The sequence below is a fragment of the Amycolatopsis albispora genome, from assembly GCF_003312875.1.
Classification (GTDB): Bacteria; Actinomycetota; Actinomycetes; order Mycobacteriales; family Pseudonocardiaceae; genus Amycolatopsis; species Amycolatopsis albispora.
The window spans coordinates 1,814,197-1,835,551 of record NZ_CP015163.1 but is presented as its reverse complement, the minus strand read 5'-3'; the positions used below and the strand labels follow the sequence as shown (position 1 = coordinate 1,835,551).

Below are 21,355 nucleotides of genomic sequence, written 5' to 3'. Positions count from 1 at the left end.
CCCCGAAATGCTTCGTGGACTCGCCAACGTCAGCTTCTTCGCCGATGACCTCGACGCCGCCAAGGCCTGGTACACCGAACTGTTCGGCGTCGAACCGTACTTCGACCGCATGCCCGGCTACCTCGAGTTCCGCATCGGCGACTACCAGCACGAATTCGGCATCGTCAACGCCGCCTACGCCCCGCCCGGCGCCCGCCAGCCCCAGCCCGGCGGCGCCATCGTCTACTGGCACGTCGACGACATCCAGGCCGCCTACGACCGCCTCCTCACCCTCGGCGCCACCGAGTACCAACCCATCACCGAACGCGGCCCCGGCTTTGTCACCGCCTCGGTCACCGACCCGTTCGGCAACGTGCTCGGCGTCATGTTCAACCAGCACTACCTCGACATCCTGGGGGAGCAGTGACCACCGTCCACGCCACCGACCGCAACCACTGGCGCGCCTGGCTCGCGAACAACTGCGAAACCGCCACCGAAGCCCAGCTCGTCCTGCACCGCGGACCGGCAGGCCTCAGCCACGCCGAAGCCGTCGAAGAAGCACTCTGCTTCGGCTGGATCGACAGCAAATCGGTCAAACGCGACGACCACAGCCGCTACCAGCGCTTCAGCCCGCGCAACCCGGACAGCGCTTGGAGCCGCGTCAACCGCGAACGCGCCGAACGCCTCATCGAGCAGGGGAAAATGACCCACCACGGCCAGGCCCTCATCGACCACGCCCGCCGCACCGGCACCTGGACCCTGCTCGCCGACGCCGACAACGGCATCATCCCCGCCGACCTCCAGGCCCGCTTCGACCACGAACCCACCGCCTACGCCCACTACCAGGCCTTCCCGCCGTCCTCCCAGCGCCGCATCCTCGCCTGGATCCTCACCGCCAAACGCCCCGAAACCCGGCAACGCCGCATCAACCGCACCGTCGAACTCGCCGCCGCGAATATTCGCGCGAACCACCCGTGAGCGCCGGTGTAGCGTCACGCCACTGTGGACACTGAGCACACGCTGGGCACCGTGATCACCCGGCTCCGGCAGGCGGGCTGCGTCTTCGCCGAGGACGAAGCCCGCCTGCTCACCGAAGCCGCCCGCACCCCGGCCGAACTCGACGACCTCGTCACCCGGCGCGTCGCCGGCCTGCCACTGGAGCACCTGCTCGGCTGGGCCGAATTCCACGGCCACCGCATCACCGTCGAACCCGGCGTCTTCGTCCCACGACGCCGCACCGAACACCTCGTCGACCAGGCCGCCGCCCTCGGCGGACACGTCGTGCTCGACCTCTGCTGCGGCTCCGGCGCGGTCGGCGTCGCACTGGCCGCCGAACTGGGGGAGACCGAGCTGCACGCCGCCGACATCGACCCCGCCGCCGTCCGCTGCGCCCGCCGCAACGTCGAACCGGCCGGGGGAGAGGTCCACGAAGGCGACCTGTTCGCCCCACTGCCCGCACACCTGCGCGGCCGCATCGACCTGCTCGTGGTCAACGCACCCTACGTGCCCACCGACGCCATCGCGATGATGCCGCCCGAAGCCCGCGACCACGAACCCCGCGTCGCACTCGACGGCGGCCCCGACGGCGTCGACATCCACCGCCGCATCACCGCGTCCGCCGCCGAATGGCTCGCCCCCGACGGCCACCTGCTGATCGAAACCGGCGCAGCACAGGCACCCGTCACCGCCGCCGCCTTCACCGCCGGGGGACTGCACCCACGCGTGGTGCACAACGAAGAACTCGGCGGCACCGTGATTGTCGGTGCCCTTCGCTAGCCTTCGGCCCCATGACCGAACCGTCCTACCTCACCGACACCCGGCACGGCTACAACGCCATCGCCACCGGCTACGCCGAACGCTTCGAAGGCGTGCACGAAATCCCACTCGTCCGCGCCATGCTCGGCGCGTTCGCCGAACTCACCCGTGACAACGGTCCGGTCCTCGACGTCGGCAGCGGCCCAGGCTGGGTCACCTGGTACCTGGATTCCTTGGGGGTCAAGGTATCCGGCGTCGACCTGTCCACCTCCATGCTGCAGCTGGCGCGCGAAACCTATCCGGGACTGCGGTTCGAAGAAGGCAGCATGACCGCGCTCGACCAGCCCGACCACTCACTCGCCGGACTCGTCGCCTGGTACTCGATCATCCACATCGGAGCCGAGGACCTGCCCGCCGTCTTCGCCGAATTCCGCCGCGTCCTGATGCCCGGCGGCCACCTCGCGCTCGCCTTCCAGGTCGGCGACGACACCGTCCACCACAGCGAAGGCTTCGGCCACCAGATCTCCCTCGACTTCCGCCGCCTGCGCCCCGAGCGCATCGCCACCCAGCTCGAAGAAGCGGGCTTCGCCGTGGAAGCACAGCTGGTCCGCGCACCCAACGCCCAGGAGAAGGTGCCGCAGGCCTACCTGCTCGCCTCCACCAGCCAGGCCGCCGACGCATAACGCACACCGTGCTCACCCAGGTGCGCCGCCATGTTCTCCCGGAGTTCCGCGCGCACCTCGGCCAGATCCGGCCGCTCCCGCGCCATCCAGCCGAACTGCGCCTCGACGAACTCCGCCGCGTCGTCGACGTCCCGCCCGAAGAACATCGGCCGCTCCACACCGGTGATCCGCACATCGGCGAACCCGGCCGACTCCAGCAGTTCGCGGGTCATGTCCGGCTCGGTCAACCGGCCCGGATCCGGGGGAGAGGCGGCCGGTTCCTCACCTCCGGTGAAGATGCGGCGGAACGTGCTCATCCACTCGTTGCGCGCCGCGGGCTGCCAGGTCAGCAACACCAACCGGCCACCGGGCCGCATCGCACGCGCCAGATTCGCGAACGCGGCCGCGGCGTCACCGAAGAACATCGCACCGTGGCGGCTGATCACCCGATCGAACGACTCCGCCGGGAACGGATGGACCTGTGCGTCGGCCTGGAGGAACTTGGCGTTGGGCACCTGCCGCGACCGTTCGCGCGCCTGTTCGATCATGGGGGAGGAGAGGTCGACTCCGAGCGCCCGGCCCGTCGTCGCCAACCGGGCGGCCTCCCGCGTCGTCTGACCCGTTCCGCAGCCCACATCGAGCACCACGGACGCGGGCTCGATCTGGGCTGCGGCGAAAAACGGCTCCCGGTAGGCCTCGACACCGGCGTCGAAGCGGTCGGCGCGATCCACCCAGAACGCACCCTGGTCACCGTTCCACGCGGTCGATTGCCCGGCATTGGCCGGATCCACCAGCTGAGGTTCGGGGGCCATCACGCGGCCAGCCAAGCGTCCAGCGCCGGACCGGGTGGGTTGAGCCGCCGAGCCCGAGCGGCGTTCTCCTCGTCACCGGGCACAACCTCAACCAGGACCAGCACACCCGCACGAGCGTCGCCGACGCCGAACAGCCCTTCGTCGGACAGCCTGCGCAGCGCCGTCTCCATCGCCCGCAGCCGCAGCTCGAACTCCGCCTCGGACGCGTCTTCGTCGGCGATGTCGAACACCTCCGGCCGGGCGGCGAACAGGTCGCGGACCGGCTTCAGATGTTCCTCACCCCAGATCGAAAACGGCGAATCGGCGTAGGAGTAGCGGACCTCGCCAGCGTCCGGCCGCTGCGCGAGCGCCTCGTGCGACCACGCCGACAGCGCCGGACCGAACGCCTCACCGGGCGTCGTCAGCGTGACGTAGTAGAACGTGTGGCCGGGGTTGTCGCGGAACAGGTCGGTGACAGCCGCGCGAACCGCGGTGGTCAAGGCGTCCGCGAGATCGGCTTCGGTCGGAATCACCGGGACATCGAACCACACCTGATCATGGGGAGGCCGAACCACGCCCGGGGACAGTTTACTTAACATAATGTCGCTTATCGGCGTTTGGATAACCTGGCACAGGCCGCCTGGAGAGGAGGTCTCCGAAGGTGCTCTGAACAGTTGAAACGACGCGCACACGCGAGGTCGGCCCCGCGGATCCGGTCGCTCGGCGAGTCGCCCCCGTGCGCTGCTGGCTGGACGCCGCTGAGTCCGCAGGCTCGACTGGGCGGGTTAGCCCCCGCTGGAGAAGGTCCGGCGACACCACCTCAAAACGTCACAGTGACGAAACGAGGTCGAGTGAACGGTCGTCGGCGGGCGGCGGGATACGCGAGTTCTGCGAGTTCCTGGCGCCGACGAGCCACCCAGGCAGCCCAAGGCCCAGGCGACCAGCAAGCCGCGTCATGGCGTGCGCACAACGTGCGAACACCGGCAAACGAGGCGGCAAAGGCGCTCAGGAGCCGATCAAGAGCGGTGCCGTCCCCCGGAGGGTGGCAACCCCGCTCGGATCGCCGTTTGATGCATAATCGCCATTATGCATCAAACGCACCGCAACCGGCCGCAAACTGTCGGTGCCGTGCGGTACAAGATCCACATGCGAGTGCTCGACGCCCAGCAGGCCTTCTTCGCGGCTCGCCGTCCGCGCAAGGATTCGCCGCACACCACCGCGGCCTACCGCCGGGATCTGGCCGGCCTCACTTCCCTGCTGGCCGAGGCCGCCGGGCGGGCCGTCGAGGAGCTGCGTGTCGAGGACCTGACCACCACATCGCTGCGAACGGCGTTCGGCGCGTTCGCCGACAGCCACGCCAAGAGTTCGGTGCTGCGGGCCTGGTCCACCTGGAACCAGTTCCTCACCTTCTGCGTGTCCGACGGCCTGCTGCCGGGCAATCCGATGGGCGCGGTGGCCCGCCCCAAGACCCCTCCCCTGGTTCCGAAGCCGCTGCGTGGTGAGGACACGCCGGAGAAGCTGCTGGCCGCGGCCACCGAGGGCGTGAAGCAGGGCCGTGACCCGTGGCCGGAGCGGGACGTGCTGGTGATCGCGCTCGGGCTGGTCGCCGGGCTGCGGGCGGCCGAGATGCGGTCGCTGAGCGTGGAGTCGCTGATCGGGCGCTCCGGCGAGAAGCGGCTGCACGTCCAGGGCAAGGGCAGCCGGGACCGGTCGATCCCGGTGCAGCCGGTGATGGAGAAGATCATCGACGACTACCTGGCCTCGTGCCGCCGGAAGTTCCCGCACCAGCGGTTCGCGCGCTCGGCTCCCCTGCTGCGGGACCGCGCGGGCGAGCCGATCGGGCGGGGTGCGCTCGACTACCTGGTGAAGTCCTGTTACCGCGCGGCCGGGTTGCAGGACAGGGTGCCAACGGGCGCGAACCTGCACGCCCTGCGGCACACCTTCGCCACGCGGCTCGCCGAGGACGGTGCCACGGCCTCGGAGATCATGGCGTTGCTCGGGCACGCGAGCCTGGCGACCAGCCAGAACTACATCGAGGCGACGGGCCGCGAGCAGCGGGCGGCGGTGGCGAGCAACCGGACGTACCAGGCGTTGAACACCAGTCTCACGGAATGAGCCGGGTGACGTCCTGGTAGCCGGGGATGCCGTCGGGGATCGGCTCGCCGTTCCGGATGGACCTGGCGACGCCGGTGGCCGCGTGCAGGGCGGCTCGGTACAGCAGTGAGCCGAGGCTGACGCGGCCAACGACGAGGCCGGTGTAGTCGAGCCCGGGGCTGTACAGGACGTTGATCGGCACCGGGATGCCGCCGACGACGGCGGCGATGTCGGCGGGGTCGGTGAGGCCGGGCACGAAGATGCCGTCGGCGCCCGCTTCGACGTAGCGGCGGGCGCGGTCGAGGGTGTGGCTCAGCGGCGGTGGCGTGCTGGTGAGCCAGTGGGTGTCGGTGCGGGCGTTGACGAACAGGCTGGGCGCGCGGGTTTTCACGGCCTTGACCAGTGCCGCGTGCTGGTCGGGTTCGGCGAGGCCGCCGGGGCGGCTGTCTTCGAGGTTGATCCCGGCGATGCCGATGGAGACGAGTTCGGCGGCGAGGTCGGCCACCTCCCCCGGGTCTTCGCTGAACCCGGCTTCGATGTCGACGGTGATCGGGCACGGCAGGCGGCTGAGTGAGCGGGCCAGTGCGACGGTTTCGGCGCGGGTGTGGCCGCCTCCGTCGGGCAGGCCGTGGGTGGCGGCGACGCCGAGGCTGGTGGTGCCGATGGCCGGGAAGCCCGCGTCGTGGAGGGCGGCGGCGGAGGCGTAGTCCCAGGCGTTGGGCAGCAGCAGCGGGGTTTCGGCGTGGTGCAGGGCGGCGAATCCGGTCAGCGCGGCGACGTGGGCTTGACCAGGGCATTCGTGGGGGCCGGCGCCGAAGGGCAGGCCTGCTTCGAGCAGGTCGAGTTCGACGACGCGGCCGTCGAGGGCTTGGCGCCGGGTGACGCGGACGGGTCCGGCGAGCCCGGCGCGGGCCTGGACGAGCAGGCAGATCTTGGCGGCGGTGGGTTCGTCCCAGGTGCCGCCGCAGGCGTCGACGAGGCGGGTCAGTGCCTGTTCGGCGGCGGGGTCCGGGGTGAGGTGGGGGTGGTAGACGCGGGCGACTTCGGCGACGTCGGCCGGGTCGGCGGGAATGCCGAGCGCGTCGGCGAGGGCGGCGACCGGTGTGGTGGTGTGGTTCAGCCGGGCGGGGTCGATGCCCGCGAGCAGGTCGGTGACGAGGGCGCGGCGGCGCCGGTGGTCTTCGCCGTTGGAGAAGCGGGCGACGTGGTCGCGGAGCCAGCCGATGGGGCCGCGGTGGTGGTTGGCGGGCATGGGCAGGACGGTGAGTGCTTCGGTGATCTCCACGTGGTTGACGCTAGGACGTGGTTGCTTCGGTGGGCGCCGAAGTGTGGAGGGGGCAGGATGGGGGCATGACCGCTTCTGGTGCCGAGCTGGCCGGGCTGGCGGGCCTGCTCGCCGATCGCACGCGGGCGGCGTTCTGCCTGGCGTTGCTGGACGGGCGGGCGTGGACGGCCGGTGAGCTGGCGGCGCACGCGGAGGTGGCGCCGTCCACGGCGAGTGAGCACCTGCATCGGCTGATCGACGGTGGGTTGCTGGTGGAGCGTCGTCAGGGGCGGCATCGGTACGTGCAGCTGGCGGGGCCGGAGACGGCCCGGCTCATCGAGGATCTGGTGGGTTATCTGGGACCGCCGCGGAATCGGGGGCGGACGTTGCGGGCGGCGAGTGCGTCGGCGGCGCTGGCGCGGGGGCGGACCTGTTACGACCACCTGGCCGGGCAGCTGGGGGTGGCGATCAGTGACGCGATGACCGCGCGTGGCCTGCTGAACCAGGTGGACGGGTTCGCGTTGACCGAGGCGGGGCTGGCGTGGTTGGAGCGTGAGCTGGGCGCGGATCTGGCGGAGTTGCGGGCGTCGCGGCGGCCGCTGGTGAAGGCGTGCCTGGACTGGACCGAGCGGCGGTCGCACCTGGCGGGTTCGGCGGGCGCGCTGGTGTGCCGGTCGGTGCTGGAGCGGGGCTGGGTCAAGCGGATCGGTTCGGGCCGGGCGGTGCGGGTGACCCCGGCCGGGACGGCGGCGCTGTGGGAGTTGCTGGGGTTGCGGCTCTGAGCGTGGTCAGCGGAGTTGTTCGAGGTCTTTCGCGCTGCGGGCGATTTCGAAGGCGAGTTCGCGCAGCTCGGTGGCCGACGCGCCGTCTTCGGCCGCGGTGACGACGTCTTCGGCGGCGCAGCGGAGCTGGAAGAGGCGGTCCTGGAGGTCGGCGATCTCGGTGCTGGAGAGCACGACGGCGTCTTCGGGCAGGCCGCTGCGCTGGAGCGCGGTGCGGCGTTCGTAGGCGCGCTGGCGGCAGGACTGGCCGCAGTAGCGGCGACGGCGGCCGCGGGACTCGCCTTCTTCGAGACGTCGGCCACACCAGCCGCAGTGCGTGGCCGCGCCCGGCCGGCGCATCCGGCGTAGTTCTTCCCGGGACACGCTGGGTTTTTCGGCCACCTCGCTCACGGCGTTGACCCTAGCTGGCCATCCTCCGCTCACGCCGAGGCCACGCCGGGGAGGCAGACTGTGCTGGTGGAGACCAGTCATCCGTACCTCGCCGAGCCGTTCCCCCGTGCCCTCGCCCACCGCGGGTGGCATCTGGACGAGCTGGCCGACATGGAGAACTCGCTGTCGGCGTTCCGGCGGGCGGTGGCCGAGGGGTACCGGTACGTGGAGACGGACGTGCACGCGACCTCGGACGGGGTGGCGGTGACGCAGCACGACGCGACGCTGGATCGCACGACCGACGCGTCGGGGCTGGTGGCTTCGCTGCCGTGGTCGCGGGTGCGGCAGGCGAAGATCGGCGGGCGTGAGGGTGTTTCGCGGCTGGAGGACGTGCTGGAGGAGCTGCCGGAGACGCGGTTCAACGTGGACCTGAAGACGGACGCGGTGGTGGAGCCGTTCGTGCGGGTGCTGGAGCGGATGAACGCGTTCGACCGGGTGGCGGCGGCGTCGTTCTCGGACGCGCGGCTGGCCAGGGTGCGGCGGCTGGCGGGGCCGCGGTTGCTGACCGCGCTGGGGCCGCGGTCGGCGGGGGTGCTGTGGGCGAACGGGTGGCTGCCGTTCCTGCGGCTGGGGTTCCTGAGCCGGGGGGCGATGGCGCAGGTGCCGGTGCGGCAGGGGCGGTTGAAGCTGGTGGACCGGTCGTTCGTGCGGTCGGCGGGGTATGCCGGGGTCGAGGTGCACTGCTGGACGATCAACGACGCGGCGGAGATGCGGGCGTTGCTGGACCTCGGGGTGAAGGGCCTGGTCACGGACCGGCCGGACGTGCTGCGTGAGGTGCTGATCGAGCGCGGCGTGTGGGAAGCGGCCTAGCCCGGGAGCGGGCTAGCGGGGCGCTTTGCCTTCCCAGGCGGCGTTCCAGGTTTTGGGGCCGAGCCTGCCGGAGTCGTTGATGCCGTTGGCGCGCTGGAGGTCGAGCACGGCCTGCTTGGTCTTGTCCAGGTAGCAGCCGGTACCGGTGAAGCCGTAGCCGAAGGCGTTCATCCGCAGCTGGAAGGTCTTCAGCGGCGGTGCGCAGTCGCCGTAGGCGTAGACGACGCCGGGCCACGGGGGCTTGACGTTGGGGTCGGGCGTCGCGGGTGGCGGGGTGCCGGAGCCGCCGATGTAGGCGGAGTCGGCGTAGCTGGGCTTGCGCTTGCTCTTGGCGTCGGCGTCACCCTTGAGGCCGAGCTTGCCGGCGCATTCCCAGGGCTGCCAGCCGCGCATGCGGTACAGGTAGAGCGCGCGGTAGTCCTGTTCGCGGGGGCTGGCCTGGTCGGGGCGGCCCGCTCCCCCGACGCTGCGCCAGGTGGGCAGGTCGAACTGGTAGGCGCCGTAGTAGCCGTTGCCGGTGTTGATGTGGTAGCGGCCGCTGGACTCGCACATCCGCAGTTTCGCCCAGGAGTTCGAGGGCGGGTCGGCGGCGGCCGACGGGCTCAGCGCGAGTTGCAGCGCGAGCACGGCGGCGGCCAGTGCGCATATCCGGCGAATCGGTCTGCCCATGGGCTGAACAGTAAGAACGACGGCGCGTAATCACAAGAGTCCCAGCAGAAACACCAGCCTCTCCTACACCAGACGGGTTACCCCGTCGCGATCAGGACACATTCGCGCATCCGGGCCGCACCGGGGCGCCGGAGGCAATAGCCTGCCCGCGAAACGGCCCTTCGCACGCCTGGAGCTTCCGCATCCCATGAGCACGACCTCCCCGGACACCACGCCGGCCGATCCGGTCCGCGACCGGCGCCGCCAGCAGCGCGGCTGGTACTTCTACGACTGGGCGAACTCGGCCTTCTACACCACGGTGATGGCGGTGTTCGGGTCGATCTACATGAGTTCGGTGGCCGCCGCGGACGCCAAGGCGGATGTGGCGCGGAACGGGCCGTCGCCGTGCGTGGACGCGAACGGGGTGGAGTCCACGCTGGTCAACTGCGACATCAGCCTGCTGGGGCTGACGTTTCCGGCGGGTTCGCTGTGGGGTTACCTGCTGTCGGTGGCCACGGTGATCCAGGTGGTGGTGCTGCCGGTGTCGGGGGCGATCGCCGACCGGAGCCGGTACAAGAAGCGGTTCCTGGCGTTCTTCGGCTTCCTGGGCGCGGTGGCCTCGGCGTTGCTGTTCTTCATGGCGGGCACGAACTGGCAGATCGGGATCGTGTTCTTCATCCTGGCCAACATCGGCTACGGGGCGTCGATCGCGATCTACTACTCGTTCCTGCCGTCGATCGCGTCGCCGGACGAGCGGGACGCGGTGTCGACGAAGGGCTGGGCGTTCGGCTACCTCGGTGGCGGGGTGGCGCTGGGGTTGCAGCTGGCGTTCTACCTCAACCACGAGGCGCTGGGTGTCGAGCAGTCGATGGCGGTGCGGATCTGCTTTTTGACCACGGGCCTGTGGTGGGCGGGGTTCACGCTGATCCCGGTGCTGCGGTTGCGGGAGGTGGCGCCGGTGCACCGGGAGCCGGACGGCCGGTCGGTGCTGACCGCGGGGTTCGCGGAGCTGCGGGACACCTTCCGCTCGGCCAGGGCGTTCCCGCTGACGCTGGCGTTCCTGGGCAGCTACCTGATCTACACCGACGGCATCTCCACGGTGGTGACGATCTCGGCGCAGTACGGCAAGGAGGAGCTCAAGCACCCGACCGAGGTGCTGATCGTGACGATCCTGGTGATCCAGTTCGTGGCGTACTTCGGCGGCATGGCGCACGGGCTGCTGGCGCGGCGGATCGGGGCGAAGAAGACGATCATGGTCAGCCTGGCGGCGTGGATCGTGGTGCTGGGCGGGGCGTACTTCGTCGAGGCCGGGCAGGCGCTGCAGTTCTACCTGGTGGCGGTGGGGATCGGGCTGGTGCTGGGCGGGACGAACGCGTTGTCGCGCTCGCTGTACAGCCAGATGATCCCGGCGGGCAAGGAGGCGCAGTACTACGCGTTGTACGAGGTCGGTGAGCGGGGCACGTCGTGGCTGGGGCCGCTGGTGTTCGCCGCGGTCGGGCAGGCGACGGGTTCGTTCCGGCTCGGGGTGCTGGCGCTGGTGGCGTTCTTCGTGGTGGGGATCGTGCTGGTGGGGTTGATCCCGGTGCGGCGGGCGATCGCGGCGGCGGGAAACCGTGAGCCCTCGATCGTGTGATCACCGCGACCGATAGGGTCGAATTTTGTGACTGTGTCATCAACGCCGGTGCCCGTGCCCGACCCGACCGACGCGCTGTCGTCGGTGCCGGTGGCCGGGTTCCGCCGCGGTACCCCGGCCGTGGGGAAGCTGAAGTTCTGCTACGGGCCGATGGACTGCGGCAAGTCCACGCTGGCGCTGCAGATCGACCACAACCACGCGCGGCAGGGTCGGCGCGGGGTGCTGCTGGTGCGGCACGACCGGTCGGGGGCGCCGCAGATCAGCAGCCGGATCGGGATCACCCGGCAGGCGGTGGAGGTCGGTGAGGGCACCGATCTGCGGTTGCTGGTGCGGGACCGGTGGGCGCGGGGGCAGCACGTGGACTACCTGATCGTGGACGAGGCCCAGTTCCTCTCCCCCGAGCAGGTGGAGCAGCTCGCCGAGCTGGCCGACGACGCGCAGCTGGACGTGTACTGCTTCGGCATCGCCACGGACTTCCGGAGCATGCTGTTCCCGGGGGCGCGGCGGTTGTTCGAGCTGGCCGACGAGCTGCAGCCGGTGCAGGTGGAGGTGCTGTGCTGGTGCGGGCTGCCGGGGCGGTTCAACGCGCGGGTGGCCGACGGTGAGGTGCTGCGGGCGGGTGACACCGTTTTTGTCGCGGATACCGATCAGCCGAAAGTTGAAAATTCACCCTCGGCACACGATCATCCCGACGCGATCACTGTGCGTTACCAAGTATTGTGCCGCCGCCACTTCCGCCGCGGGGAACTGGGCCCCCAGTCGGGAGAGCAGGGTCAGCTACGGTTGACCTGAATGGCCTTCATCTAGCCCAATCGGGGGATTCCCCCAGAAAGAAGGCCGAATGCGCGTCACATCGGCGCGCTGGACGACTCCCTTGTAGGTAAGCCGTTGACGACGGGTGACGCACCTCATCGTGAGCGACGACATGCCAGTCCGGGAATCCTGCGGACCGGTCCGTCGTTGCATAGGGTGAGCATCGCCCTGGCTCCACCCGGAGCCGACTGAAAGGACCCCATCATGGCCGACCGTGTACTCCGAGGAAGCCGGCTGGGAGCCGTCAGCTACGAGACCGACCGGAACCACGACCTGGCGCCCCGCCGCGCGGTGCGCTACTCCTGCCCGAAGGGGCACGAGTTCGAGGTCCCGTTCTCCGATGACGCCGAGATCCCCTCGGTGTGGGAGTGCCGCCTGCACGGCAGCGAATCCGAGATCGTCGACGGCGGCCAGCCCGAGCAGAAGCAGGTCAAGCCGCCGCGCACGCACTGGGACATGCTCCTGGAGCGCCGCTCCATCCCGGAACTGGAGGACCTGCTCAACGAGCGCCTCGAGGAGCTGAAGGGTCGCCGGACCACCCGTTCCGCCTGATCGAGCCAACTGGCTGCCCCCACCACCGAAAGCCCCCGTGTCCTCCCGTCACGGGGGCTTTCCGCTGTCTGTGACGATTCCGTGTGGGTGACTTCACCCGCGCCCGACCAGGGGTTCCCCCGGCTCCTGCGGCAGAATCCAGCGCATGACCGAGAACGCCCTCACCCCCGATGAAGCCCTGGCCACGCTGCTCGACGGCAACCGTCGCTTCGTGCGCGGCGAGCGCGAGCACCCGCACCAGGACGCCGACTACCGCGCCGCGCTGGCGCCCGCCCAGCACCCGTTCGCGGTGCTGTTCGGCTGCTCGGACTCGCGGCTGGCCGCGGAGATCATTTTCGACCGCGGCCTCGGTGACCTGTTCGTGGTGCGCACCGCGGGGCACGTGCTCGGGCCGGAGGTGCTCGGCAGCATCGAGTACGGCGTGGAGGTGCTGGGCGCGCCGCTGATCGCGGTGCTCGGGCACGACTCGTGCGGCGCGATCGCCGCCGCCCAGAACGCCATGGCCACCGGCACCCGGCCGCCGGGGTTCACCCGTGACGTGGTGGAGCGCGTGATGCTCAGCGTGCTGGCCGCCCCGGAGGGCATGACCAAGGCCGATTCGGCGGTCGAGGAGCACACCCGCTACACGGTGGACCTGCTGCTGGACCGCTCGAGCACGATCGCCAAGCGCGTGGCCGACGGCACCTGCGCGGTGGCCGGGTTGTCCTACCAGCTCAGCGAAGGCAACGCGCGGCTGATCGCCAGCCGTGGGCTCAAGACCGGCTGAGGCGTCAACCCCCAAAGCTCGGGATACCCGCTCCCCCGGCGCCGGACGATCCTCGAACCTGCGTGCCGGCCAGGCACGCACAGGGATCGAGAGCCAGCAGGGGGAAAACATGTCAGGAACGAGAATCGGTGCCGCGCTCGCGGCGGTCTGCGCGGCCGCCGCGGCGCTGGTCTTGTCCGCCGCGCCCGCACAGGCGGCCGCGGGCAACGCGGACCTGCTGTGGCACAACCCGGCCAGTGGTGAGCTGAGCGCCTGGCTCACCGACGGGCACGGCACCGTGGTCGGCGACAGGAGGCTGTCGTGGACCTGCGGGCCGGAGTGCGCGGCCCAGTGGCGGGTGGTCGGCGGGGGTGACTTCAACCACGACTTCACCTCCGACGTGCTCTGGCACAACGCCACCACCGGTGAGCTGTCCGCGTGGATCCTGGACGGCAAGGGCAACGTCACCACCGCGCTGCCACTGGACTGGAAGTGCGGGCCGGGCTGTGCGAACCAGTGGCGGGCCGTGGCCATCGGCGACTTCAACGCCGACAACAAGTCCGATGTGGTCTGGCACAACGCGACCACCGGCGTGGTGGGCACGTGGCTGCTCGACGGCAAGGGGCACGTGACCGGCAGTCCGGAGCTGTCGTGGACGTGCGGGCCCGGCTGCGCGAACCAGTGGCGGGTGACCGGGGCCGGTGACCTCAACGAGGACCACCTCGACGACCTGCTGTGGCACAACGCCACCAGCGGTGAGGTCTCGGCCTGGCTCACCAACGGCAAGCAGACCGTGACCGGCGACCTGAAGCTGTCGTGGACCTGCGGGCCGGCCTGCGCGGCGCAGTGGAAGATCGTCGCCGTCAACGATTTCGACAACGACTTCAAGAACGACGTGGCCTGGCACAACGCCACCACGGGTGAAGTCGCGACGTGGAGGTTGAACGGCAGCGGTTCGGTGACCGGCGACCCGCGCCTGTCCTGGACGTGCGGCCCGGGCTGCGCGAACCAGTGGCAGGCCGTGGCGACCGGCAACTTCGGCTGACGCCGAGGTCCAAGTGCCCGTCCGCGGCCGCGGGCGGGCACCTGGCGCGTCAGGCGCGCTTGCGGCCGAACAGCCCGCGGACCTGCTGCCAGCGGTGCTTCGCGCCCCAGACGCCGACGCGCAGGATCGCCTCGAACACGATCGAGCTGCTCATCTTCGAGTCGCCGATCTCGCGCTCGGTGAAGGTGATCGGCACCTCGGTCACGGTGAAGCCCTGCTCGGCGGTGCGCCAGGCCAGGTCGATCTGGAAGCAGTACCCGGCCGAGGCGATGTCGTCCAGCGGCAGCTTCTGCAGCACCTCGCGGCGGTAGGCGCGGAACCCGGCGGTGATGTCCTTGATCCCGGCGCCGAGGCAGATCCCGGCGTAGACGTTGGCCAGCTTCGACAGCAGCTGGCGACGGAACGGCCAGTTGACCACGCTGCCGCCGGGCACGTACCGCGAGCCGAGCACCAAGTCGGCGTCCTTCAGCGCTTCGAGCACCCGCGGGAGGTCCTCGGGCGCGTGCGAGCCGTCGGCGTCCATCTCCACGATGGTGTTGTAGTCGCGCTCCAGGCCCCATCCGAAACCGGCGACGTACGCGGCGCCCAGCCCGGCCTTCTCGGTCCGGTGCATGACGTGCACCCGGTCGTCCTTCGCGGCCAGCTCGTCGGCCAGCTCACCGGTGCCGTCGGGGCTGCCGTCGTCGACGACCAGCGCGTGTACCTCGGGCAAGGCCTCGTGCAACCGGGTCAGGATGGGCGTGAGGTTCTCCCGCTCGTTGTAGGTCGGGATCACCACCAGCACCGGCTCGATCGGTTGTGCCCCCCGCGGCGCCTGCGCCATCCGCTAGTCCTCCATCGTGTGTTCGCTTGCCCTCGGCGGTGAGCCCCGCCGGGTTCGTATCCGGACGATGCCGCCGGCCAGCACCCCTGCCACCGCCAGCCCGGTCACGCCGACGTCCGTCCACGCCCCGAGTTGATCCGACAGCGTAGTCTGCTGCCGCAGCGGCACGCTTTCGACCAGCGAGGCCGCGGTGAACAGGCTGGTCGGGCGCGTAACGCTGCCGTCGGGTGCGACGATAGCGCTCACCCCGCTGGTGGCGGGCACCACAACCGCCCGACCGTGTTCCACGGCACGCAACCGCGACATCGCCAGCTGCTGGTAGCTCATCTCGCTCACCCCGTACCAGGCGTTGTTGGTCGGGGTGAACAGCACCTCCGCCCCGGCGAGCGTGGCGTCGCGGGCCGGGTAGTCGAAGGCCACCTCGTAGCAGATGGTCGCGCCGAAGACGAGGCCGCGGCTGTGCAGCGCGGGCGGCTCGCCGGAGCCGGGCAGCATGTCGCCGGTGTCGTCGACGAACGGGGTGACCAGCCGGGCGAGGTCGCGGGCGGGCACGTACTCGCCGAAGGGCACCAGCTGCTGCTTCGAGTACCGCTCCCCTGGGCCGGTCTCCGGATCCCAGACGATCATCGAGTTCTGCGCGTTGCCGTTGGTGTCGCGGTGGATGGCGCCGATGAGCATCGGGACGCCGAACTCGCGGGAGAGCCGGTCCAGTTCGGGGTCGCGGCGGCCTTCGACGACGTCGGTCGCGGTTTCGGGCCAGACCACCAGGTCGGGCTGGGGCACGCGGCCTGCGTGGATGTCGGCGAGCAGGCGCTCGCTCTGCACGAGGTGGTTCTCCCGCAGTTCGTCGCGGCGGCCCAGCAGTGCCAGGCCGACGTCGGGCGCGTTGCCCTGCACGATGGCCACGGTCAGCGTGCCCTGCTGTGCTTCGGTGCCGATCGACGGCCACACCGCCAGCCCGGCGACCAACGGCAGCACCGCGGCCACGGCGGCGGTCAGCACCGCACCGCGGCGGCGGGCCCGGACGAGCGCGGCGAGGCCGAACCCGGTGACCACCACCGCGAAGCCGACCAGTGGCGCCCCGCCGATCGAGGCCAGCGACAGGTAGGCGCCTTCGGGCTGGGTGAACCCGACGCGGCCCCAGGCGAACCCGCCCAGCGGCCACACCGAGCGCGGCAGCTCGATGGCGACCACCACCAGCGCCATCCACACCGGCGCGCCCGGCAGCCGGGCCACCCAGGTGTTCAGCCCGCCGCACAGGCCGATGAAGGCGGCCAGCGCCGCGGACACCCCCAGCCACGGCAGCAGGCCGAACTCGGCGCCGAGGAAGTCGTTGAGCCACCGGAACAGCGGGGTGAACCAGCCGAGGCCGAACACGAAGCCGTAGCCGAACCCGCCCCAGAAGCGGCGGCCGTGCGCGACCAGCGCCCAGCCCGCGAAGGCCAGCGGCGCCAGCCACCACAGCGGGCGCGGCGCGAAGCTGAGGTAGAGCAGCACCCCGGACGCGGCGGCGCCGAGCAGGCGCAGCAGCCAGGGCCGCCACGCACGGCGTGCCTCGCCGGACGCCGGCTCGGCGGCGGTAGCGGTCACGGCCATGACCTTAGGCACGCGAGGTGAAGTCGTCGTAGATGATCCGTCCCGCGTGGACGGTCCGCAGGCAACGGGGAAGTGCCGCCTCCGGCTCCAGTGACGGCAGCGAGGGCACGCCGGACCGCGGGTCGGTGGACCAGCGCTGCACGCGGGAGTCGGACGCGGGGGCGACCAGCTCGCCCGCCTCCCAGATCGCGTAGTGCGCGGGCGCGCCCGGCTGCAGTGTGCCGGTGACCCCGTCGGCGACCCCAGCCGCGCGGTGACCGCCGCGCGTGTGGGCGTTGAACGCCGCGCGTGCCGACAGCCCCGAGCCGGGGGTGCGGTGGTGCACGGCCGCGCGGACCGCCGACCACGGGTCCACCGCGGTGACCGGGCAGTCCGAGCCGAACGCCAGCGGCACCCCCTGCGCGGCGAGCATGGCGAACGGGTTGAGCGCGGCGGCCCGTTCGCCGAGTCGCTGGGAGTACATGCCGTGCTCACCGCCCCAGTAGGCGTCGAACAGCGGCTGGACCGAGGCGGCGACACCCCAGCTCGCGAGCGCGGCGGCCTGCTCGGTGGTGACCATCTCCAGGTGCTCCAGGCGGTGCCTGCGGGCGGCGAGCGCGCGGTGGCCGACCCGCTGCTCGGCCAGCTCGAAGCCGCGCACCACCTCGGCGGCGCCCGCGTCACCGATCACGTGGAAACCGGCCTGCAGCCCGGCTTCGGTGGCGGTGACCAGGTGCGCGGCGATGCTGTCGGCGTCCTGGTAGAGCGTGCCGCGGCCGGGGTCGTCGGCGTACGGCTCGTGCAGGGCGGCGGTGCGCGAGCCCAGTGCGCCGTCTACGAACAGGTCCCCGGCCAGGCCGCGGGCGCCGAGGCGGGTGGCGGTCTCGACCGCGCCCGGTTCACCCCAGTAACCGACCACCTCCGGCAGTCCGGGGTCGGCCGCGAGCGCGAGCAGGTCGGCGAGGTCCTGTTCGCCGGAGATGTCCGGGCCCGCGCACTCGTGCACGCTGACGATGCCGCGGGCGGCGGCGGCACGCAGGAACGCCTCCTGGGCGCGGCGGCGCTGTTCGCCGGTGATGTTGTCGCGCATGGCCTGGCGGGCGTGGTGGTGCGCGGCGCGGGTCAGCGGCCCGGCGTCGGACCAGCCGTCGGCCTCCTTCGCCGCGGGCACCAGGTCGATCAGCGCGCTGGAGACCAGCGCGGAGTGCACGTCGACCCGGCTGAGGTAGACCGGGGCGCCCCCGGCGGCCTCGTCCAGTTCGGCCCGGCTCGGCAGCCGCGGGTTCACCCAGTCCGACTCGTCCCAGCCGTGCGCGATGAGCACCTCACCCGGCCGCACCGCGTCGCGGACCGCGGCGAGCAGCTCGCCGGCGTCGTGGACGGCGCTCAGGTCGAGGCCGTCGAAGTGCAGGCCGGTGGCGGTGCTGTGCACGTGCGCGTCGACGAAGGCGGGGGCGACGAAGGCGCCGTCCAGCGGCACCACCTCGGCGCCGGGGTGCAGCGCGCGGCCGGGGCCGTCCTGGCCGACCCAGACCACGGTGCCGCCGGTCACCGCCATCGCGGTGGCGTCGGGTGAGCCCGGCGTGTGGATCCGTCCGCCGAGCAGGAGCGTCGTGCTGCTTTCCGTCACGGACAGCAAGTCTGCCCGGTGCTCCGACCAGGTGAACACGCAGGCAAGCACTAACGCAGCGGCAGAAGATTTTACGTTCGATTGATGATGTGACAGGATAATTTAACGCGTTCCCGACGACGAGGAGTACAAGTGACTGCGACCCAGGAACCTGTCGCCCCCGCCGATGCAGCTGTCGAGCAGCCCTACGCCTACGCCCGCGAGGAGCTGGTCGAGCCGGATTGGCGGCGCTTCCCCGGCTGGCGGGACGTGACCGACGCCGAATGGCGCGACCCGCAGTGGCAGCGGGTCAAGTGCGTGCGCAACGTCAAGCAGCTGCGGCTGCTGATGGGCGACCTGCTCGAGGACCGGTTCTACGAGGACCTGCTGGCCGACCAGCGCGAGATGGCCACCATGTCGATGCTGCTGCCACCGCAGATGCTCAACACCATGGCCCCGCACGCCGGGGTGGACCCGGCCAAGTTCACCGAGGCCTTCTACGCCGACCCGATCCGGCGCTACATGCTCCCGGTGCGCAGCGACCGGCACCCGGTCTGGCCGTCGCACCCGCATTCCGAGCGCGACTCGCTGCACGAGGCCGAGATGTGGGTGGTCGAGGGGCTGACCCACCGCTACCCGACCAAGGTGCTCGCCGAGCTGCTGTCCACCTGCCCCCAGTACTGCGGCCACTGCACCCGGATGGACCTGGTCGGCAACTCCACCGAGCAGGTCGACAAGCACAAGCTCACGCTCAAGCCGGTGGACCGGCAGGACGCGATGATCGACTACCTCAAGCGGACCCCCGGGGTGCGGGACGTGGTGGTCTCCGGCGGTGACGTGGCGAACGTGCCGTGGCACCAGCTGGAGTCGTTCCTGATGCGCGTGCTCGACATCGAGACGGTGCGAGATGTGCGGCTGGCCACCAAGGCGCTGGCCGCGCTGCCGCAGCACTGGCTCGCGCCGAAGGTGGTCGAAGGGCTGCAGCGCGTGGCGCTGACCGCGCAGCGGCGCGGGGTCAACCTGGCCATCCACACGCACGTCAACCACGCGCAGTCGGTCACCCCGCTGGTCGCCGAGGCCGCGCGCACCGCGCTGGACGTCGGCGTGCGGGACGTGCGCAACCAGGGCGTGCTGATGCGCGGGGTCAACGCGACCCCGGCGCAGCTGCTCGACCTGTGCTTCGCGCTGCAGGGCGAGGCGAACATCCTGCCGTACTACTTCTACATGTGCGACATGATCCCGAACGCCGAGCACTGGCGGGTTTCCGTGGCGCAGGCGCAGGAACTGCAGCACGCGATCATGGGTTACCTGCCCGGCTACGCCACCCCGCGCATCGTCTGCGACGTGCCCTACGTCGGGAAGCGCTGGGTGCACCAGCTCGCCGACTACGACCGCGAGAAGGGCATCTCGTACTGGACCAAGAACTACCGCACCGGCATCGAACTCGACGACGCGGAAGCCTTGCAGCGCCGGTACCCCTACTACGACCCGATCGACACCCTGCCCGAAGCGGGCCGCCGCTGGTGGGCCGACCAGGGCGCCTGACGACCGCGTGGGGGTCCATCACGACTGTGGTGATGGACCCCCACGTCGTCAGAGGCTTTCCAGCTGCTTCCGCACGCTCAGCGGCCGCATGTCCGTCCAGACCTCACCGATGTGGTCGAGGCATTCGGACTTCGTGCCCCGGGTGCCGTCGGTGCGCCAGCCCGCGGGCAGTTCCCGGTCGGCCGGCCAGATCGAGTACTGCTCCTCGTCGTTGAGCACCACGACGTAGGTGGTCTCGTCCTCGCTCATCTGCTGCTCCTTTCCGCTCAGCGACCGCTGATCAGCTCGTGCACCACCGGGCCGTCCGGGGTGTGCCGGGTCGGGATGACGGCCTTGTGCGGATCCCCGGCGAGGATCTCGCCCATCAGGTCCTTGCCCCCGGTCAGCCCGGCCGGGCGCGGCGCGGGGCTGCGGTAGAGGGTGCGCAGCCAGTCCAATCCGAGCCCGCTGCACCGCTCCAGCCGCTCGGCCAGCTCACCGCCGGGCTCGGCGTCCGGCGCGCCGAGCAGTTCGTGGATGTCCGCCACCCGCGGCAGAAGGTCCGGCTGCTCGGCCTCCAGATACGCTTCGAGCCGCTCACCGCGCCCGGGGAACGGCGAGTGCACCATGCAGATCAGCTGCTGCTCGGTCAGGCCGAAGGCGTCCAGCGCGAAGGCGTTCGCCTTCGCCCTCATCCGCTCGCCGCTGTGGTCGCCGGCGTACCGCTCACGCATGGTGTCGATCAGCCGTTCCGGGAACTCCTTGCGGCGCATCAGGTTCAGCGCGAACTCGACGTACTCCCCCAGCCCGTCCCGGTAGCTGCGCCGGTACAGCCGCTCGCACTTGAGCCCGCGCAGGTGCGCCATGATCGTGGGCGTGCCGCAGTCCGATTCGGTGAAGCTGAACGCCAGGTCGTCGAAAACGAAGCCGAGGTAGTCGTTGAGCAGGTTCCAGTGCTCCGACGCGGAATACCGCGTGTCGTCGTAGATGGAGAAGAACCGCAGTTCGCGCGGCACGTCGTGGGTGACCCGGCGGCGGTCGATCTCGGCTTCGGCGTCCGGGCCGAAGATGTCGGTGAAGTACGCCCGCGCCAGGTCGTCGGTTTTCTCCAGGAACCGGCGGAACCCGGATTCGCCGGTCTTGTCGAGGTTTTCCCCGTAGCTGCGCGCGAGCCGGTTGACCCACAGGTAGTAGGAGCGCTGCTCGGCCGGGGAGTCGCCGGTGATGATCACGTCCACGCCGCCGTTGTACGCGGCCGCGGCCCCGAACGAGTTCACCATGCTCAGGTTGCAGGCGTTGCAGAAGGTGGGCCGCGGTTCGGCGAACGTGCGGTGCCCGGTCATCAGCAGATCCACCCGGTTGCGCGCGACCACCTGCGGGGCCAGCGCCTCACCCGCCCGGAACGGCTTGACCTCGTCACCGTCGACCAGCAGCGCTTCGCAGTCCGGGTCCTCGGGAATCCGCAGCGCCCGGTAGGCGCGGTCGATGTTCTCCATCACCGCCCTGGGCATGCCGGCGTGCCGGTTGGTGACCGTGCGCAGGCGGAAGGTCTCGCCCTTTTCCGCGTACACCATCAGCTGCACGGCCCGGCAGAACGCCAGTGAGTACGAGCTGTCCTTGCCGCCGCCGTAGGCGACGAGCACGGCGTTGTCCTGGAGTCTTCGCTTGGGCAGCACGGCCAGCAGCCGCTCGGCGCAGCGCTGCGCGCCGTCCCCGTTCACTTCGGTCATCGCGGTCCGCAGCCGGTGCAGGGTCTGCTCGCGCAGCGCGCGCACCCCCGTCGCGGACCGCGTGGTGTCTTCGGGCAAAACCGTCATCCCCC

The 21,355-nt window shown here is 70.8% G+C and carries 23 protein-coding genes; 13 read left to right on the top strand and 10 right to left on the bottom strand.

What is annotated here, in order from left to right; translation table 11 throughout:
- Window positions 1–7: 7 nt before the first annotated feature.
- The 4 genes from A4R43_RS08540 to A4R43_RS08525 are packed head-to-tail and all read left to right on the top strand — an operon-like array spanning window position 8 to window position 2,417.
- Window positions 8–406 carry a VOC family protein gene (locus A4R43_RS08540; RefSeq protein ID WP_113691821.1) on the top strand — a complete coding sequence of 133 codons (399 nt, stop codon included), beginning with the start codon at window positions 8–10 and terminating at the stop codon, window positions 404–406.
- Window positions 403–957: a YdeI/OmpD-associated family protein gene (locus A4R43_RS08535; protein ID WP_113691820.1), complete on the top strand. Its 555-nt coding sequence runs from the start codon at window positions 403–405 to the stop codon at window positions 955–957. Before A4R43_RS08540 ends, A4R43_RS08535 begins: the two co-directional genes overlap by 4 nt.
- Window positions 958–981: 24 nt before the next feature.
- A complete protein-coding gene (locus A4R43_RS08530; RefSeq protein ID WP_113691819.1) occupies window positions 982–1,755 on the top strand; it encodes a putative protein N(5)-glutamine methyltransferase in 774 nt (257 codons plus the stop codon).
- 11 nt (window positions 1,756–1,766) lie between these two features.
- A complete protein-coding gene (locus A4R43_RS08525; RefSeq protein WP_113691818.1) occupies window positions 1,767–2,417 on the top strand; it encodes a class I SAM-dependent methyltransferase in 651 nt (216 codons plus the stop codon).
- Here the strand turns inward: A4R43_RS08525 and A4R43_RS08520 are convergent.
- Complete coding sequence (locus A4R43_RS08520) at window positions 2,378–3,187, bottom strand: class I SAM-dependent methyltransferase (RefSeq protein WP_236808846.1); 810 nt, start codon at window positions 3,185–3,187, stop codon at window positions 2,378–2,380. The genes A4R43_RS08525 and A4R43_RS08520 overlap by 40 nt on opposite strands.
- 20 nt (window positions 3,188–3,207) lie before the next feature.
- Complete coding sequence (locus A4R43_RS08515) at window positions 3,208–3,720, bottom strand: DUF4303 domain-containing protein (RefSeq protein ID WP_236808845.1); 513 nt, start codon at window positions 3,718–3,720, stop codon at window positions 3,208–3,210.
- 595 nt (window positions 3,721–4,315) lie between these two features.
- Here A4R43_RS08515 and A4R43_RS08510 point away from each other — a divergent pair.
- Window positions 4,316–5,302, top strand: coding sequence for a tyrosine-type recombinase/integrase (locus A4R43_RS08510; protein WP_113691815.1), 987 nt, complete (start codon window positions 4,316–4,318; stop codon window positions 5,300–5,302).
- On the opposite strand, the gene A4R43_RS44600 is transcribed toward A4R43_RS08510, so the two are convergent.
- Window positions 5,292–6,566, bottom strand: a complete 1,275-nt coding sequence (locus tag A4R43_RS44600; protein WP_335645150.1) for an isocitrate lyase/PEP mutase family protein — start codon at window positions 6,564–6,566, stop codon at window positions 5,292–5,294. The genes A4R43_RS08510 and A4R43_RS44600 overlap by 11 nt on opposite strands.
- A gap of 65 nt (window positions 6,567–6,631) precedes the next feature.
- Between A4R43_RS44600 and A4R43_RS08500 the strand changes: the two genes are divergently transcribed.
- Window positions 6,632–7,327: an ArsR/SmtB family transcription factor gene (locus A4R43_RS08500; protein WP_113691814.1), complete on the top strand. Its 696-nt coding sequence runs from the start codon at window positions 6,632–6,634 to the stop codon at window positions 7,325–7,327.
- 6 nt (window positions 7,328–7,333) lie between these two features.
- On the opposite strand, the gene A4R43_RS08495 is transcribed toward A4R43_RS08500, so the two are convergent.
- The gene (locus A4R43_RS08495; protein WP_113697440.1) at window positions 7,334–7,666 is read right to left on the bottom strand and encodes a hypothetical protein; all 333 of its coding nucleotides are present in this window, start codon (window positions 7,664–7,666) and stop codon (window positions 7,334–7,336) included.
- A 117-nt stretch (window positions 7,667–7,783) separates the two neighbouring features.
- Between A4R43_RS08495 and A4R43_RS08490 the strand changes: the two genes are divergently transcribed.
- Window positions 7,784–8,566 carry a glycerophosphodiester phosphodiesterase family protein gene (locus A4R43_RS08490; protein WP_113697439.1) on the top strand — a complete coding sequence of 261 codons (783 nt, stop codon included), beginning with the start codon at window positions 7,784–7,786 and terminating at the stop codon, window positions 8,564–8,566.
- A gap of 12 nt (window positions 8,567–8,578) precedes the next feature.
- Here A4R43_RS08490 and A4R43_RS08485 read toward each other — a convergent pair whose 3' ends face one another.
- Entirely contained in the window at window positions 8,579–9,235 is a 657-nt protein-coding gene (locus A4R43_RS08485; protein WP_113691813.1) for a transglycosylase family protein, read from the bottom strand.
- Between the two features lie 187 nt (window positions 9,236–9,422).
- Here A4R43_RS08485 and A4R43_RS08480 point away from each other — a divergent pair, with 187 nt between their 5' ends.
- From A4R43_RS08480 to A4R43_RS08460, 5 genes are all read left to right on the top strand, one after another.
- Window positions 9,423–10,847 carry an MFS transporter gene (locus A4R43_RS08480; RefSeq protein ID WP_113691812.1) on the top strand — a complete coding sequence of 475 codons (1,425 nt, stop codon included), beginning with the start codon at window positions 9,423–9,425 and terminating at the stop codon, window positions 10,845–10,847.
- Between the two features lie 120 nt (window positions 10,848–10,967).
- Window positions 10,968–11,639 carry a thymidine kinase gene (locus A4R43_RS08475; protein WP_113697438.1) on the top strand — a complete coding sequence of 224 codons (672 nt, stop codon included), beginning with the start codon at window positions 10,968–10,970 and terminating at the stop codon, window positions 11,637–11,639.
- Window positions 11,640–11,864: 225 nt separating this feature from the next.
- A complete protein-coding gene (locus A4R43_RS08470) occupies window positions 11,865–12,212 on the top strand; it encodes an RNA polymerase-binding protein RbpA (protein WP_113691811.1) in 348 nt (115 codons plus the stop codon).
- 145 nt (window positions 12,213–12,357) lie between these two features.
- Window positions 12,358–12,978 carry a carbonic anhydrase gene (locus tag A4R43_RS08465; protein ID WP_113691810.1) on the top strand — a complete coding sequence of 207 codons (621 nt, stop codon included), beginning with the start codon at window positions 12,358–12,360 and terminating at the stop codon, window positions 12,976–12,978.
- Window positions 12,979–13,087: 109 nt separating this feature from the next.
- The gene (locus tag A4R43_RS08460; RefSeq protein WP_113691809.1) at window positions 13,088–14,002 is read left to right on the top strand and encodes an FG-GAP repeat domain-containing protein; all 915 of its coding nucleotides are present in this window, start codon (window positions 13,088–13,090) and stop codon (window positions 14,000–14,002) included.
- A gap of 49 nt (window positions 14,003–14,051) precedes the next feature.
- Here A4R43_RS08460 and A4R43_RS08455 read toward each other — a convergent pair whose 3' ends face one another.
- Genes A4R43_RS08455 through A4R43_RS08445 form a run of 3 tightly spaced genes read right to left on the bottom strand, consistent with a single transcriptional unit; the run spans window position 14,052 to window position 18,030 of the window.
- Window positions 14,052–14,825 (bottom strand): polyprenol monophosphomannose synthase, encoded by a 774-nt coding sequence (locus A4R43_RS08455; protein WP_113691808.1) that lies wholly within the window; start codon window positions 14,823–14,825, stop codon window positions 14,052–14,054.
- Window positions 14,826–14,828: 3 nt separating this feature from the next.
- Window positions 14,829–16,421 carry an apolipoprotein N-acyltransferase gene (gene lnt / locus A4R43_RS08450; protein ID WP_113691807.1) on the bottom strand — a complete coding sequence of 531 codons (1,593 nt, stop codon included), beginning with the start codon at window positions 16,419–16,421 and terminating at the stop codon, window positions 14,829–14,831.
- A gap of 4 nt (window positions 16,422–16,425) precedes the next feature.
- Window positions 16,426–18,030: an amidohydrolase gene (locus A4R43_RS08445; protein WP_113697437.1), complete on the bottom strand. Its 1,605-nt coding sequence runs from the start codon at window positions 18,028–18,030 to the stop codon at window positions 16,426–16,428.
- Window positions 18,031–18,162: 132 nt separating this feature from the next.
- On the opposite strand from A4R43_RS08445, the gene A4R43_RS08440 reads away from it, so the two are divergent.
- A complete protein-coding gene (locus tag A4R43_RS08440) occupies window positions 18,163–19,554 on the top strand; it encodes a KamA family radical SAM protein (RefSeq protein ID WP_113691806.1) in 1,392 nt (463 codons plus the stop codon).
- Between the two features lie 48 nt (window positions 19,555–19,602).
- On the opposite strand, the gene A4R43_RS08435 is transcribed toward A4R43_RS08440, so the two are convergent.
- A complete protein-coding gene (locus tag A4R43_RS08435; RefSeq protein ID WP_113691805.1) occupies window positions 19,603–19,803 on the bottom strand; it encodes an MbtH family protein in 201 nt (66 codons plus the stop codon).
- A gap of 17 nt (window positions 19,804–19,820) precedes the next feature.
- Window positions 19,821–21,350 carry a hypothetical protein gene (locus A4R43_RS08430; protein ID WP_205215274.1) on the bottom strand — a complete coding sequence of 510 codons (1,530 nt, stop codon included), beginning with the start codon at window positions 21,348–21,350 and terminating at the stop codon, window positions 19,821–19,823.
- Window positions 21,351–21,355 lie beyond the last annotated feature (5 nt).

Excerpts from the sequence above, each read along its gene's own strand:
- A4R43_RS08540 (WP_113691821.1), top strand. The coding sequence starts at position 8 with ATGCTTCGTGGACTCGCCAACGTCAGCTTCTTCGCCGATGACCTCGAC.
- A4R43_RS08525 (WP_113691818.1), top strand. The coding sequence starts at position 1,767 with ATGACCGAACCGTCCTACCTCACCGACACCCGGCACGGCTACAACGCC.
- A4R43_RS08500 (WP_113691814.1), top strand. The coding sequence starts at position 6,632 with ATGACCGCTTCTGGTGCCGAGCTGGCCGGGCTGGCGGGCCTGCTCGCC.
- A4R43_RS08495 (WP_113697440.1), bottom strand. The coding sequence starts at position 7,666 with ATGCGCCGGCCGGGCGCGGCCACGCACTGCGGCTGGTGTGGCCGACGT.
- A4R43_RS08485 (WP_113691813.1), bottom strand. The coding sequence starts at position 9,235 with ATGGGCAGACCGATTCGCCGGATATGCGCACTGGCCGCCGCCGTGCTC.
- A4R43_RS08480 (WP_113691812.1), top strand. The coding sequence starts at position 9,423 with ATGAGCACGACCTCCCCGGACACCACGCCGGCCGATCCGGTCCGCGAC.
- A4R43_RS08470 (WP_113691811.1), top strand. The coding sequence starts at position 11,865 with ATGGCCGACCGTGTACTCCGAGGAAGCCGGCTGGGAGCCGTCAGCTAC.
- A4R43_RS08465 (WP_113691810.1), top strand. The coding sequence starts at position 12,358 with ATGACCGAGAACGCCCTCACCCCCGATGAAGCCCTGGCCACGCTGCTC.
- A4R43_RS08460 (WP_113691809.1), top strand. The coding sequence starts at position 13,088 with ATGTCAGGAACGAGAATCGGTGCCGCGCTCGCGGCGGTCTGCGCGGCC.
- A4R43_RS08455 (WP_113691808.1), bottom strand. The coding sequence starts at position 14,825 with ATGGCGCAGGCGCCGCGGGGGGCACAACCGATCGAGCCGGTGCTGGTG.
- lnt (WP_113691807.1), bottom strand. The coding sequence starts at position 16,421 with ATGGCCGTGACCGCTACCGCCGCCGAGCCGGCGTCCGGCGAGGCACGC.
- A4R43_RS08435 (WP_113691805.1), bottom strand. The coding sequence starts at position 19,803 with ATGAGCGAGGACGAGACCACCTACGTCGTGGTGCTCAACGACGAGGAG.
- A4R43_RS08430 (WP_205215274.1), bottom strand. The coding sequence starts at position 21,350 with ATGACGGTTTTGCCCGAAGACACCACGCGGTCCGCGACGGGGGTGCGC.